Annotated in this window: 12 protein-coding genes; 10 read left to right on the top strand and 2 right to left on the bottom strand. The window is 31.7% G+C overall.

What is annotated here, in order from left to right; genetic code table 11:
* Nucleotides 1-22 precede the first annotated feature (22 nt).
* The 10 genes from AC15TD_RS09380 (at nt 23) to AC15TD_RS09335 (ending at nt 12177) form a co-directional block, all read left to right on the top strand.
* Nucleotides 23-475, top strand: a complete 453-nt coding sequence (locus AC15TD_RS09380; protein ID WP_484451881.1) for a Fur family transcriptional regulator — start codon at nt 23-25, stop codon at nt 473-475.
* An 11-nt stretch (nt 476-486) separates the two neighbouring features.
* Nucleotides 487-1761 (top strand): adenylosuccinate synthase, encoded by a 1275-nt coding sequence (locus tag AC15TD_RS09375; protein ID WP_484451880.1) that lies wholly within the window; start codon nt 487-489, stop codon nt 1759-1761.
* A gap of 122 nt (nt 1762-1883) precedes the next feature.
* Nucleotides 1884-3683 carry an OstA-like protein gene (locus AC15TD_RS09370; protein ID WP_484451879.1) on the top strand — a complete coding sequence of 600 codons (1800 nt, stop codon included), beginning with the start codon at nt 1884-1886 and terminating at the stop codon, nt 3681-3683.
* A 4-nt stretch (nt 3684-3687) separates the two neighbouring features.
* A complete protein-coding gene (locus AC15TD_RS09365; protein ID WP_484451878.1) occupies nt 3688-4875 on the top strand; it encodes an aspartate aminotransferase family protein in 1188 nt (395 codons plus the stop codon).
* Between the two features lie 148 nt (nt 4876-5023).
* Nucleotides 5024-6412: a tetratricopeptide repeat protein gene (locus AC15TD_RS09360; RefSeq protein WP_484451877.1), complete on the top strand. Its 1389-nt coding sequence runs from the start codon at nt 5024-5026 to the stop codon at nt 6410-6412.
* 58 nt (nt 6413-6470) lie between these two features.
* Nucleotides 6471-7391 carry a polyprenyl-phosphate transporter gene (locus AC15TD_RS09355; protein ID WP_484451876.1) on the top strand — a complete coding sequence of 307 codons (921 nt, stop codon included), beginning with the start codon at nt 6471-6473 and terminating at the stop codon, nt 7389-7391.
* Complete coding sequence (locus tag AC15TD_RS09350; RefSeq protein ID WP_484451875.1) at nt 7391-8410, top strand: DUF368 domain-containing protein; 1020 nt, start codon at nt 7391-7393, stop codon at nt 8408-8410. The genes AC15TD_RS09355 and AC15TD_RS09350 overlap by 1 nt, the downstream gene beginning before the upstream one ends.
* Nucleotides 8379-9140 carry a shikimate dehydrogenase family protein gene (locus tag AC15TD_RS09345; protein ID WP_484451874.1) on the top strand — a complete coding sequence of 254 codons (762 nt, stop codon included), beginning with the start codon at nt 8379-8381 and terminating at the stop codon, nt 9138-9140. The genes AC15TD_RS09350 and AC15TD_RS09345 overlap by 32 nt, the downstream gene beginning before the upstream one ends.
* A 106-nt stretch (nt 9141-9246) precedes the next feature.
* Entirely contained in the window at nt 9247-11283 is a 2037-nt protein-coding gene (locus AC15TD_RS09340) for a DUF349 domain-containing protein (RefSeq protein ID WP_484451873.1), read from the top strand.
* Nucleotides 11284-11373: 90 nt separating this feature from the next.
* Nucleotides 11374-12177, top strand: a complete 804-nt coding sequence (locus tag AC15TD_RS09335) for a Cof-type HAD-IIB family hydrolase (protein ID WP_484451872.1) — start codon at nt 11374-11376, stop codon at nt 12175-12177.
* 46 nt (nt 12178-12223) lie between these two features.
* On the opposite strand, the gene mazG is transcribed toward AC15TD_RS09335, so the two are convergent.
* Together mazG and AC15TD_RS09325 are read right to left on the bottom strand one after the other, a co-directional pair.
* Complete coding sequence (mazG, locus tag AC15TD_RS09330; protein ID WP_484451871.1) at nt 12224-12997, bottom strand: nucleoside triphosphate pyrophosphohydrolase; 774 nt, start codon at nt 12995-12997, stop codon at nt 12224-12226.
* Between the two features lie 107 nt (nt 12998-13104).
* Nucleotides 13105-15375 carry an aconitate hydratase gene (locus AC15TD_RS09325; RefSeq protein WP_484451870.1) on the bottom strand — a complete coding sequence of 757 codons (2271 nt, stop codon included), beginning with the start codon at nt 15373-15375 and terminating at the stop codon, nt 13105-13107.
* Nucleotides 15376-15584 lie beyond the last annotated feature (209 nt).

Raw genomic sequence — 15584 nt, 5'->3', positions numbered from 1 at the left:
AGTGTAAATTTGCAATGAGCGTATGAATGTTAAAGCTGAGACAAAAAATCAAGATATTGTTAAGAGTGTTTTTACAAACTTCTTAGAGACTAACGGGCACCGTAAAACACCCGAGCGTTACGCTATACTTCAAGAAATATACAATAAAACAGAGCATTTTGATATAGAATCATTATATCTAAGCATGAAAAACAAAAAGTATCGCGTATCTCGTGCTACTTTGTATAATACTATTGAGCTACTTTTAGAATGTGGTTTAGTAAGAAAACATCAGTTTGGTAAAAACCAAGCACATTATGAAAAATCGTATTTTGACAGACAACATGACCATATAATTCTTACTGATACTGGTGAGGTTATTGAGTTTTGTGATCCACGAATACAATCTATAAAAAAAACAATAGAAGAAGTTTTTGATATTGAAATTAATAATCATTCACTCTACTTTTACGGAAACAGAAAATCAAACAAATAATTATTTTTACAATGGCAGTAGATTTACTACTAGGTTTACAATGGGGAGACGAAGGCAAAGGAAAAATTGTTGACGTATTAACATCCAAATATAATATTATTGCACGTTTTCAAGGTGGGCCAAATGCAGGTCATACACTGGTTTTTAACGGAAGAAAACATGTTTTACATACCATTCCTTCAGGGATTTTTCATGATGAAGCGACCAATCTAGTTGGTAACGGCGTTGTTATAGATCCTGTTATTTTTAAAAAGGAATTGGATAAACTTGAAGAACAAGATGTAGATTACAGAAAATCACTCTTAATCTCGCGTAAGGCGCATATAATTTTACCAACACATCGCTTATTAGATGCCGCTAGTGAAGCTTCAAAAGGAAAGGCCAAAATTGGTTCTACGCTTAAAGGTATTGGCCCGACTTACATGGATAAAACTGGTAGAAATGGTATTCGTGTAGGAGATTTAGAATTAAAAGATTGGAAAGAACGTTATAGAGCGTTGGCTGACAAGCATGAGTCTATGATAGCTTTCTATGATGTAGATATAGAATATGATTTAGCCGAATTGGAAAAAGAATTCTTTGAAGCGGTCGATATTTTAAAATCTATAACTTTCATTGATTCTGAAGAATACATGTATCAAGCTCAAAAATCGGGTAAAACTATTTTAGCCGAGGGTGCTCAAGGTTCTTTATTAGATATTGATTTTGGAACGTATCCGTATGTAACCTCAAGCAACACGACTGCCGCTGGCGCATGTACCGGCTTAGGTGTTTCACCAAGTCAAATTGGTGATGTTTTTGGAATATTCAAAGCCTATACAACACGTGTTGGTTCTGGGCCATTTCCAACAGAATTATTTGATGAAGATGGCGCAACCATGAGCCGTGTTGGTAACGAATTTGGAGCAACAACAGGAAGACCAAGACGATGTGGCTGGTTAGATTTGGTGGCGCTAAGATATGCTTGCCAAGTCAACGGTGTTACGCAACTTATGATGATGAAAGGTGATGTGTTGTCTGGCTTTAAAACCTTAAAAGTTTGTACAGCTTACAATTATAAAGGTGATATTATAAAACATTTCCCTTATAACATTGATCCTGATAATGTAAAGCCTCTTTTTACTGAATTTAAGGGTTGGAGTGAAGACTTAACAAACATGTCTCAGGCCGACCAGCTTCCTAAAGAATTGAATGAATATATTAGTTTTTTAGAAAAAGAATTAGAAATCCCAATTACTATTGTATCTGTTGGACCAGACAGAAAGCAAACGATATTCAGGCATTAATAAAAGTTTTTCTTTTAAGATTAAATACTTACAAAACGCTCCAAACTATTTTGGAGCGTTTTTTGATTCAACATACGTATACATCATATTAATCGTTATTTTTGCGTCAAACATTTTTTATTTTGAATAGACTAACATCTATATTTATTATAATCTTTTTTAGTTTAGTTTCAACGACTATTGTTTTTGCTCAACAACAGAAAAAAATTAAAATTGAATATTCTGGTTTTTTAACCACTAATGAGACAAAGTTTCCTGGAGCAAAAATTTTAACCCGTGATGATTCGCAACAAATTCATATTGTTCACGAAAGCATTAATATGTGGTGTGATAAGGCTTACTTTTATGGAAGTGAAAATTTTATTGAGGCTTATGGTCATGTAAAAATGATTCAAGGTGATACCATTAATATGAGTTCTAAATATGTTGAATATAGTGGTGTCACAAAATTAGCTTTTGCGAGTGGCGATGTGGTTTTAACCGATCCGAATTCAACAATAACAACAGATACACTCCATTTTGACAGGGAAAAACAACAGGCTTATTACGAAACAGGTGGTACAGTCGTAAAAGACACTTCGGGCACCATTACAAGTAAGATAGGTCGTTATTATATGAATTTAAAAAAATATCAATTTGTAACTGATGTGGTTTTAGTAAATCCCGATGCGACCATCAAATCCAATTTTTTTGATTTTTATTCAGATACCGGTCAGGCCTATCTTTTTGGTCCTTCTACTATTACTACCGAAGAAAGTGTTACCTATTGTGAAAAGGGCTATTATGACACAAAAACGAAAATTGGCTACGCTTTAAAAAAGGCTAAAATTGATTACGACAACAGAATTATAGAAGGTGATAGTTTATATTTTGATAATAATATAAATTTTGCTTCGGCGACTAACCATATAACCGTAACAGATACAATAAATAACAGTATTGTAAAAGGGCATTATGCAGAAGTTTTTAAAGCAAAAGATTCTGTATTTATAACCAAAAAAGCGCTGGCCATTACGCTTCAGGAAAATGACTCTATCTATATGCATGCCGATACCTTAATGGTTACTGGTAAACCAGAAAAAAGAATTACGCGCGCTTTTAGAAATGTGAGACTTTATAAATCTGACATGAGTGGAAAAGCAGATTCTGTTCATGTAGATCATGAAAAAGGTTTAACACAGCTTATTAATATTTCAAAGTTGTCAAGCACAGATGCTTTTGCTACAAAAAGGCGTCCAATTTTATGGAACATTGGTAATCAAATGACCGGCGACACGATTCACATCATATCTAATCCTGAAACAGAAAAAATAGACTCTTTAGTGGTTTTTAAAAATGCTTTTTTAATAAGTAAAGATACGCTTGACGCTGGTTTTAATCAGATTTCAGGACAAAAACTTATTGGTTTATTTAATGAAGAAAATGAATTGGATGTGGTTGATATTATTAAGAATGCCGAATCTATATATTATTTTAGAAATGATTTAAATGAATTAGTGGGTATTGACAAAGCAAAATCAGGTAGTATTAAAATGTTTTTAGACAAAAAAACAATTGAAGAAGTCAGGAAAATAAATCAAGTTGATGGTAAGATTTATCCCGTATCTCAATTTCCTGAAAAAGAAAAAATATTAAAGGGTTTTGATTGGCGAGAAGATGAACGTTTAACAAGTATCGAAGATTTGTTTAAAGATGATGCGCCTTTAGTGTTGCCAAAAATTAAAGGCTTAGATGATTACGTGCCTCAGGAAGAATTTTTTGATGACGCAATGCTTGAACGCATCGATGAAGCTAATAAAACATCAAACATAAAAAACGAGCAACAAGAACCAAAAGCATCGAGAAACCTTCCTCAAAATATTAAGGATAAAAATAAAATATTACCAAATAAGAAGAAGCCTATAAGGTCTAAGAAATCATAACTTTATGAAGTCAGACTTCTTTAAATATCAAGCGCAAACTACCCCACATCCGTTGGCAATGGAAATATCTCATGCTAGTGGTTCTTATATCTACGATTTAAACAATAAAAGTTATTTAGATTTTGTTGCTGGCGTTTCTGCAACACCGCTAGGACATAATCATCCAAAAGTAATTACCGCCATAAAAGAACAATTAGACAAGTACATGCATGTAATGGTTTATGGTGAATACATTCAAAAACCAGCTGTTGAACTCACCAAGCTTCTCGCTAAAAATCTGCCTGATTCATTAGATACCACGTATTTAACAAACTCAGGAACCGAGGCCATTGAAGGAGCTTTAAAACTAGCAAAACGTGCTACAGGGAAAAGTGAAATTATTGCAGCAAACCATGCCTATCACGGCAATACTATGGGCTCTATGAGTGTTATGGGACATGAAGAGAGAAAACAAGCCTTTAGACCATTATTACCTGACGTTCGATTCATAACATTTAATAATGAGACGGATTTAAATCAAATTACAAGCAAAACAGCCTGTGTTATTTTAGAAACCATTCAAGGTGGTGCAGGTTTTATTGAACCTAAAAATGATTATTTAAAGAAAGTTAAAAAACGATGTGAAGCTGTTGGGGCATTACTTATTTTAGATGAAATTCAACCAGGTTTTGGTAGAACAGGAAAACTTTTTGGTTTCGAGAATTATAATTGTATTCCAGATATCCTGGTAACCGGGAAAGGTCTTGGTGGTGGAATGCCTATTGGTGCTTTTACAGCATCTACAGATTTGATGAATTTATTGCAAGACAATCCAAAACTTGGTCATATTACAACCTTTGGTGGTCATCCAGTAATAGCCGCTTCTGCCCTTGCCACGCTAACCGAGATCACTGAAAGTAATTTGATAGCTGATACTTTAAAAAAAGAACAACTTTTCAAAAACTTATTAGTACATCCTTTAATTTCGGAAATAAGAGGAAAAGGCTTGATGTTAGCGCTAATTATGACATCCGAAGATATTACAAACAAGCTTATTCTTACATGTCAAGAAGAGGGATTAATACTTTTCTGGTTATTATTCGAGCCAAAAGCAGTAAGAATCACTCCTCCACTAACTATTTCGGATGACGAAATTATCAAAGGATGCGCAATAATCATAAATGTTTTGAATTTTATTCAATTAAAAACATAGAGGTAACTCACTGTTAATTAGATATAAATAATCTATATTATAAACAATTAGTTTATATGTTGATTACTTTGTTAAAAACATTTAAAGCATATTCCTTTAAAAGACAATTAGAACGTTAAATTTATTGATGTAAAACACAAACTTGCTTATGGAGTATAGCTCTAATGACAATAATAGTTTACCTCTCGTAAAATTTGAATCAATGCTAAAAACAAACAATGTGTTGTTTTTTGATTCTGAAGAATTCGAAAATATTATACACTATTACCTAAATCAAGGTAAAATGTCATTAGCAAAAAAAGCGATTAAATTAGGTTTAGAGCAACATCCAACATCAACTAATCTAAAATTATTTAGAGTTGAAGTCTTTGTTTTTGAAAATAAACTTGCCGAAGCAGATGCCTTACTAAATGAATTATACCTTCTTGAACCTATGAATGAGGAAATTTATATTCAGAAGGCTAATGTGTTTTCTAAAAAAGACGAACATTTGCAAGCGATTAATGTATTAAAAAAAGCTTTAGAATTAACCGATGATGTTGTAGATATTTACTCATTAATAGGTATGGAATATTTGTTTCTAGATAAGTTTGAAGAAGCGAAAACATATTTTATTAAATGTCTTGAAGAAGATATTGAGGATTATTCTGCATTATACAATATTATATATTGTTTTGATTTTCTGGATCAGAATCAAGAAGCCGTTGAATATTTAAATTCATTTTTAGATTTAAATCCATATTGTGAAGTTGCTTGGCACCAATTGGGAAAACAATATTTCACATTAAAAGATTACAACAAAGCATTAGCTGCTTTTGATTTCGCTATTATTTCTGACGACACCTTTGTAGGCGCCTATTTAGAAAAAGGAAAAGTTCTAGAAAAATTAAAACGCTTTGAAGAAGCTATAGAATTTTATAGTATTACCTTAACATTAGACGACCCAACTTCTTTTGCTTTATTACGTATTGGAAATTGCCATGAGAAATTAAGAAAGGATGATTTAGCCGTTCAATACTACTATAAAACAGTTCACGAAGACCCTTTATTAGATAAAGGCTGGATTGCCATTACTAAGTTTTACAATAAAAAAAGAAACTATCAAAAAGCGCTTTATTATATTAATAAAGCTATTAATATTGACGGTGAAAACGTTATTTATTGGAAGCTATATTCTCAAATAACTCTTAGGTTAAAATTATATGAAGAAGCCGAAAGAGGTTTTAAAAAAACCCTAGAATTAGGAAATTACGAGCTTTCAACATGGTTATCGCGTGGTGATTTACTTATTAAACTTGGTGATACAGAAGCTGCTATTTACAATTTTGAACAAGCCACAGAGTTCTATCCTGAAAATGCCGAAATTGAGTATCGATTGGCTGGGTTGTACTTTTCATTAAATGAAACAGATAAAGGATCTTTTCATCTAAAGAATGGCTTAAAATACAATCCCGATTATCATTTTATTATTGATGAACTTTTTCCTAAAGTTCTTAATAGAATTCAAGTTAAAAACATACTAAAAACAAAACCTTAAAGATAACCTCTATTAAAAATTTGTATACCTTTGGATTTCATTTTTAAAAGACCAACGTATGCAAAGGCGTTTTATAGACTATTTAGTAATTTCCCTAAAAGGATTGGCTATGGGTGCAGCCGATGCTGTTCCAGGAGTTTCGGGTGGTACCATTGCTTTAATATCTGGGATTTACGAAGAATTAATTTCTACAATTAGTAATATAAATATATCGCTTTTTAAAACCCTAATTCAAAAGGGTTTTAAGCCTTTTTGGACAGAGTTAAACGGTAATTTTCTTATAGCATTAGTATTAGGTATCATCATAAGTTTTGTTTCTTTTATGAGGTTTGCTAAATATTTAATTGAGAATGAACCTATTTTAATATGGTCGTTCTTCTTCGGGCTTATCATAGCAAGTATCTATTTTGTTGGTAAACAAATAACCAAATGGAATTTGCCTGTAATTATAAGTTTCATTATTGGTACTGTTTTAGCATTTTATATATCAACATTACCATCAATGGCATCAAATGATAGTGTCACCTTTCTGTTTTTTGCAGGTGCTATTGCTATTTGCGCTATGATTTTACCAGGTATTTCTGGTTCATTTATTCTGGTAATCTTAGGTGCCTACAAAACATTAAGTGATGCGCTACATGATTTTGATATAAAGAAAATAATTGTTTTTGCTCTAGGTGCTTTTATAGGCCTTTTAAGTTTTAGTCATTTATTAAAATGGCTTTTTAAACGTTATCACAACTTTACACTTGCAGTTCTTACAGGTTTTATATTTGGGTCGTTAAATAAAGTATGGCCTTGGAAAGAAACATTAACATGGCATCTTAATTCAAAAGGAATAAAAATACCACTAGTTGAAAAAAGCATATCCCCTTTTTCGTATGAGGGAGACACTCAACTATTTGTAGCTATAATAGTAATGTTTATTGGATTTTTAGCGATATTTATTCTAGAAAAAGTAGGTTCAAAACAAAACTAATGGAAAGCACTAGGACACTAAGAGACAAAATTTTTCTAGTCTTAAAAGGTTTAGGAATGGGAGCCGCCAATAAAGTTCCTGGTGTTTCTGGTGGTGTTGTTGCTTTTGTGGCTGGTTTTTATGAGGAATTTATATATTCCCTTAGAAAAGTTAATGGCAAAGCTTTTAAATTACTCATTAATGGACGTTTTAAAAGTTTCTACATGTACATTAATGGTAAATTTCTCAGTTTGCTATTTTTTGGAATGATTGTTAGTTATTTTAGTGTTTCAAAAGTTCTAGACTACCTTATTAAGCACTTTGAGTTATACGTTTGGAGTGTGTTTTTTGGAATGATAATTGGTTCTATTTATTATATTAATAAAGATTTTAAAGACTGGAATTACAGAACATATACATCACTTTTAATTGGTATTATTTTAGGTGTAGGAATTAGTTTTTTAAATCCTGCAAAAGAAAATGATAATTTATGGTTTGTGTTTTTTTGTGGAATCATTAGTGTTTCTGGAATGACCCTTCCAGGGTTTTCAGGATCATTTATTCTTATTCTTTTAGGTAATTATGTACTTCTTTTAGTGGAGTCGGTTAATGCCTTATACGATACTTTTTTTGATGTCATAAGTGGAGATTTTAGCTTTGTCAATAATTATGAACGCATAAGAATGCTGAAAGTTTTAGTGGTCTTTACCCTTGGTTCTGTTACAGGTTTAATTACCTTTTCAAATGTATTAAGTTACATTTTAAAACATTATAAAAGCATTACAACATCTGCCATTATTGGTTTTATCATTGGATCGCTTGGTGTTGTTTGGCCTTGGAAAAAAACAATTTATAAGTTTAATGAAAGTGGTCAGTTTTTATTTGATTCAAGAGGAGAAAAAATTGTTGAAAATTATAAAAGGTTTATCCCTGAATTAGGTACAGACACATATTACGCCATAGCGTTTATTTTTGTGGGAATAGCCATTGTATTAGCATTAGAAATTTATGGACAAAAAACAAGAAAAGAAAATATATAGATTAGGGTTATTAGGAAAAAATATATCTTATTCCTTTTCAAAAGCTTATTTTAAAAAGAAATTTGAAGATGAACATGTTTTGAATGTCTCCTATGAAAATTTTGATATTGAAACTATAAATTTACTGCCTAATATCATTAAAAACACACCCAATTTAAAAGGATTTAATGTAACCATACCTTATAAAGAAGCCATAATCCCCTTTCTTGATAAACTTAATAAAAAAGCAAAAGCAATTGGAGCCGTTAATACCGTTAAAATCACTAAAAAAAACAAGTTAATTGGATATAATACAGATTGTTATGGTTTTAAGAAATCTATTCAACTTTATTTAAAACCACATCATAAAAATGCTTTAATATTAGGAACTGGTGGTGCTAGTAAAGCTATTGCATTTACATTAAGAGAATTAAACATAACCTACAAATATGTATCAAGATTTGCTAAAGACGGTGTTGATTTTACATATGATTCTTTAACAAATAATACTATTGAGCAGCACCAAATCATCATTAATTGTACACCGCTTGGCACATCTCCAAATATTGATTTATGCCCTAATATTCCTTTTTCAGCTATCAATAAGAATCATATCTTATTTGATTTAATTTACAATCCTGAAGAAACTAAATTTTTAAGATTAGGAAAAGAACGAGGCGCTTTAATTATAAATGGATTAAGTATGCTTAAACTTCAAGCTGAAAAAGCATGGTCTATTTGGAATATATGAAAAAATCTATGGTTTAAAGATTAAAAAGTCTTCTCCCTTTTGAAATGCTGGAGTTTGTTACTATATTTAAACTCTAAAGTAATTACTGAACCTAAACATTTATATAATGTCTGAGCTAGATAACCTGCAAGAAGCAGAAGGAAAAAAAGAAAATAAGTCATTAAAAAGTGAGCCTGTAGAAAAAGAAAAATCTAAAAATAAAACGTCTGAAGATTTAAATGCCGAGACACCTGATAATTCTACACAAGCTGATAATCCAAAAGAAATAGAATCTGAAGAAACAGCAGTTGATGATTTGAAAGAAGACACTGAATCAAAAGAAGTTGATACACCAAAGGCTGAGAATAACGATGATGTTTTAAACGAAATTGATGAATCTAATGCGGAAGATGCCGAAGATGATGGAAATAAAGAGAGACATACTATTGAGTTAAAAGAATATGACTCCATGTCGCTTGATGCTTTAACCATAGAGTTAGAAAAATTGGTTAAAAAAGAAAAAGTTCAAGCTATTAAAAATCATGTTAACCTCATAAATAATGAATTCAAAACGAAATTTCAAGCATTACTAGATGAGAAAAAAGAAGAATTTTTATCTGAAGGTGGAAATGAAATTGATTTTTATTATTCAAGCCCTATTCAAAAAAAATTTAAGAGTATTTATAAAGAATACAAAAATAAACAACATGAACATTATAAAAGTTTAGAACAAAACTTAAAACAAAATTTAGCATATAAACTTGAAATAATTGAAGAATTAAAAGGCTTAATTAATGTTGAAGAAAATATAAATACTACTTATAAGCATTTTAAAGAATTACAAGAACGCTGGAGAAATACAGGTCCAATTCCAAGAGATAGATATAATAATGCATGGAATAGCTACCATCACCATGTTGAAATGTTTTATGACTTCTTGCATCTTAACAGAGATCTTAGAGATTTAGACTTTAAACATAATTTAGAGAAGAAATTAAAAATTATTGAGCGTGCCGAAGAGCTTGCTCAAGAAGAAGATGTACTTCATGCTTTTAGGGAATTACAAGATCTTCATAAAATGTGGAAAGAAGAACTTGGTCCTGTAAATAGAGAACACAGAGAAGAAATATGGGAACGATTTAAGAATTCAACTAAAATAATTAATGACAAACGTCAAACATATTACCAAGAAATTGATAAGGTTTACGAAAAAAATCTAGAAATAAAACTTGGCATTATTGCTGAAATTGAGAGTATTAATACAGATAACGTAAACTCTCATAACATCTGGCAAAAGAAAATAAAAGAAATTGAAAAACTTAGAGATTCATTCTTTAAAACTGGTAAAGTTCCAATAAAGGTAAATGAAGAAACTTGGTCTAAATTCAAAGATGCTGTTAGAACTTTTAATAAGAGTAAAAATGCATTTTATAAAGGCTTAAAAAAAGAACAGTACAAAAACCTCCAAAAAAAATTAGAACTTATTAAAATTGCAGAAGACAATAAGGATAATGAAGATATTCCTACGACTATAGCTTTAATGAAGAAAATTCAAAGTGATTGGAAGAAGATTGGTCATGTTCCTAGAAAAGATAGTGATAAAATCTGGAAGCAATTTAAAACGGCATGTAATTACTTTTTCGATAAACTTCACGCATCCAAAAATGAGGCTAGTAAAGTTGAAATAGAAGCATACAAAAAGAAATGTGATCTTTTAGATTCAATGAAGAGTTTGAAAATAACTCAAGAAAAAGAAAAAGGTTTAGTAGAAATTAATAACCTTATTTCAAGTTGGAAAGAAATTGGTCGAGTTCCTAGCGATAAACGTTTTATCGAAGGGAAATTCAATAAAGGTTTAGATGAATTATTTTCTAAATTAAAAATGGACAAAAATGAGGTTGAGCTTATTAAGTTTGAAAACAAACTAGAAGTTTTAAGCCAAGACGAAAACAACCAAAATCTTGATCACGAACGCTCATTTATTCGTAAAAAAATAGACGAAATTAAAGCTCAAATCAATCAACTTGAAAACAATTTACAATTTTTTACTAATGTTGATGATGATAATCCTTTAGTTAAAGAAGTTCATAATAATATAAAAAATCACAAAGACTCATTAAAACTTTGGAAAACTAAACTTAGTAAAATTAAAGAGCTTTACTAACAGCCCTCCATATATTCTTGCATGTTTTTAGTATTCAATTCAAGCAAGTTTACTTTTTTAAACAAAATTAAAGGCCTATTTGCTTATTCAATGAACTATCAATTAATTTGTAGCGACATAGACGGTACATTACTAAATAAAGACAGAGAACTATCAGAAGAAACTATTAAACAAGTCAAACGTCTTTCTCGCATTCCTTTTGTTCTTATCTCATCAAGAATGCCAAAAGCTATGAGACATTTACAGCAAGTTCTAGGTAATACAAATATGCCAATAATTGCATATAATGGTGGTTTAATTTTAAATAATAATACTATTGTGGATAGCACTATTATTGATAATAATGTATTAGAATCCGTTATAGAAAAATGTGTCAATACATCCATTCATTTAAGTTTATATCATGCTGACGAATGGTACGTTCCTTCTTTAGATTATTGGGCCAAAAGAGAAATTTATCACACTAAAGTTCAGCCTGAATTAAAATCTAACCTCGCCGTTTTAGAAACATGGAAAAAAGAAGGCAAAGCACCGCATAAAATCATGTGCATGGGCAATGAACAAGAGATTGATTTTTTATATAAAACACTTGAAAAAGAACATTTTGATGATATTATTTTGTATCGTTCTAAATCAACATATATTGAAATATCTCATCGCTCAATTTCTAAAAAGACAGCCATTGAAACATTAATAAATCACTCCTATCCTAATATATCTTTAAACGAAGTTGTAGCTTTTGGAGATAATTACAATGATATTGAAATGCTAAAATCAGTTGGCTTAGGAATAGCTGTTGCAAATGCCAATAAAGACGTTTTAAAAATAGCAAAAAGAGTCACAGAAACTAATAAAAATGATGGGGTTGCCAAGACATTACAAGAACTATTTTAAAAACTTACTAAGTAATGAATATATTTTGTCCACTAAATTGTGATAATTACAAGTTTTTAGCTTCTTCCCAAAACACATCCATTTCTGCTAAGGTCATATCTTTTAATGGTTTATTAATTTCTTTCGCTCTTTCTTCAAGATATTGAAATCGTTTAGAAAATTTTTTATTGGTACGTTCTAAAGCATTTTCTGGGTTTATTTTTAAAAATCTTGCATAGTTCACCATTGAAAATAAGACGTCTCCAAATTCACTTTCCATTGACTCTTTATCTCCTTTTTCTATCTCCGTTTTAAATTCACTGAGTTCTTCTTCAACTTTTTCCCAAACTTGTTCTGGTTGCTCCCAATCAAAACCAACTCCAGCAACTTTCTCCTGAATTCTATTGGCTTTTACTAATGCTGGTAAACTATTTGGCACTCCTTCTAAAACACTTTTTTTACCTTCTTTTAGTTTTAAGTTTTCCCAATTGCGCTTTACGTCTTCTTCATTGCCAACTTTAACGTCTCCATAGATATGAGGATGCCTGCTTACTAACTTATCACTAATAGTACGACAAACATCGGCAATATCAAAATCATTGGTTTCACTACCTATTTTAGAATAAAATACAATATGAAGTAAAACATCTCCTAATTCCTTTTTAACTTCTTCTAAATCATTATCTAATATAGCATCACCAAGTTCGTAGGTTTCTTCAATAGTCAAGTGGCGTAAGGTTTCCATGGTTTGTTTTTTATCCCATGGGCATTGTTCCCGCAATTCGTCCATAATAGTTAACAATCTATCAAATGCTTTTAGTTGAGTTTCTCTAGAATTCATAAAAGTGTTTTTGTAAAAGTACAATTATATAAGATTTTATATGCCGCTATAAAATAAAAAATCCAGCTTCCTAGGCTGGATTTTATAATATGTATAACCATCACTATTTATGATGCGTTTTGCTTTTTAATTAAGTTTAACGCAGAACCTTCGTTATACCATGCTATTTGCGCATCATTATACGTGTGATTTAATTTGATTATATCTTTACTTCCATCCGCATGAATTGCTTCTAACGTTAATGCCTTATCCGGTGCAAACTCATTTAAATCTAGGAAGTTAAATGTATCATCTTCCTGAATCAAATCGTAATCAGATTCACTAGCAAAGGTTAATCCTAACATTCCCTGCTTTTTAAGATTTGTTTCGTGAATACGTGCAAACGATTTTACAATCACAGCCGCAACACCTAAATGTCTTGGCTCCATAGCAGCATGCTCACGAGAAGACCCTTCTCCGTAGTTATGATCTCCTACTACAATACTTTTAATGCCTGCAGCTTTGTAAGCTCTCGCAGTATCTGGAACACCTCCAAATTCTCCTGTTAATTGATTTTTAACAAAATTTGTTTTCTGTCCAAATGCATTCACAGCACCAATTAAACAGTTGTTAGAAATATTGTCTAAATGTCCACGGAATCTTAACCAAGGACCAGCCATAGAAATATGGTCTGTAGTACATTTTCCAAAAGCTTTAATTAACAATTTGGCTCCTTTAATCTCATTACCAATAGGTTCAAATGGCGTTAATAATTGTAACCTTTCAGAATCTTCTGCTACTTTCACTTGAACATGACTTCCGTCTGCTTCAGGTGCTAAATACCCATTATCTTTAACTTCAAAGCCTTTAGGTGGTAATTCCCATCCTGTTGGTTCATCAAACTTAACTTCTTGTCCGTCTTCATTAATCAACGTGTCAGTCATAGGATTAAAATCTAAACGACCAGCGATAGCGATAGCCGCCGTGATTTCTGGAGAGGCTACAAAGGCGTGTGTGTTTGGGTTTCCATCGGCACGCTTAGCAAAGTTTCTGTTGAAAGAATGTACAATACTATTTTTAGGAGCATTTTTAGGATCGCTATAACGCGCCCATTGTCCGATACAAGGGCCACATGCATTGGTAAATATTTTTGCATCTAATTTCTCAAATATTTGAATAATACCATCACGATCTGCCGTATATCTTACTTGCTCAGAACCAGGGTTGATACCTAATTCTGCTTTCATTTTAAGACCTTTATCTAATGCTTGTTGCGCAATTGATGACGCCCGTGATAAATCTTCGTAAGATGAGTTTGTACAAGAGCCAATCAATCCCCATTCTACAATAATTGGCCAATCGTTAGCTTTTGCTTTCTCAGTCATATCATTACCTACTGATGTTGATAAATCTGGCGTAAAAGGTCCATTTAATAATGGCTTTAACTCTGATAAGTTAATTTCTATAACTTCATCAAAATATTGTTCTGGGTTCGCATATACTTCTGGATCACCTGTTAAGTAATCTTTAACCTTATTTGCAGCATCAGCCACATCTGCTCTATCTGTAGAACGCAAATAACGCTCCATAGATTCATCATATCCAAACGTTGACGTAGTGGCACCTATTTCGGCACCCATGTTACAAATAGTACCTTTACCAGTACATGACATAGAGGTCGCACCTTCACCAAAATATTCAACAATAGCACCAGTACCTCCTTTTACAGTAAGAATATCGGCTACTTTTAGAATCACATCCTTTGGTGCTGTCCAACCTGAAAGTTTACCGGTTAATTTCACACCTATTAATTTTGGGAATTTTAATTCCCAAGCCATACCGGCCATTACATCAACTGCATCTGCTCCACCTACACCAATCGCTACCATTCCTAATCCTCCTGCATTTACCGTATGAGAATCAGTACCAATCATCATGCCCCCGGGAAATGCGTAATTTTCTAGAACCACTTGGTGTATAATACCGGCGCCTGGTTTCCAGAATCCAATACCATATTTATTTGAAACCGACTCTAAGAAATTAAATACTTCACTACTAACGCTATTTGCATTTTTTAAATCGACTGCAGCACCTTCTTTTGCCTGAATTAAGTGGTCACAATGCACGGTTGTAGGAACAGCTACTTTTGACTTTCCTGCCTGCATAAATTGCAATAACGCCATTTGTGCTGTCGCATCCTGACAAGCAATACGGTCTGGTGCAAAATCCACATAATCTTTACCTCTAGTAAAAGCTTTAGTTGGATTTCCATCCCAAAGGTGGTTGTACAATATTTTTTCTGAAAGCGCTAATGGTCTTCCTACAACGTCTCGAGCCTTATCAACTCGTTCAGCCATTTTGGTGTAAACACCTTTAATCATGTCGATGTCAAATGCCATGTGTTTTGTTTTAATTTTTGTTTATAAAAGTATTGCAAATTACGAAATTAATATAAAGATTTAAAAATAAACCCTGCATAACAATCATCAATTATCTTAATTTATTATAGTTGTATTATTAAAAGATATAATTGCTTTTTAATTGGAAAAAAGTCTAAAATATTTGACATTTCCAATTATGCATTCTTGCGAAATGTTCTTACTTGTAA

The sequence above is a fragment of the Yeosuana sp. genome, from assembly GCF_057126245.1.
Note: the sequence above shows the minus strand (reverse complement) of the source record. Positions and strands in the feature narration are given on the sequence as shown.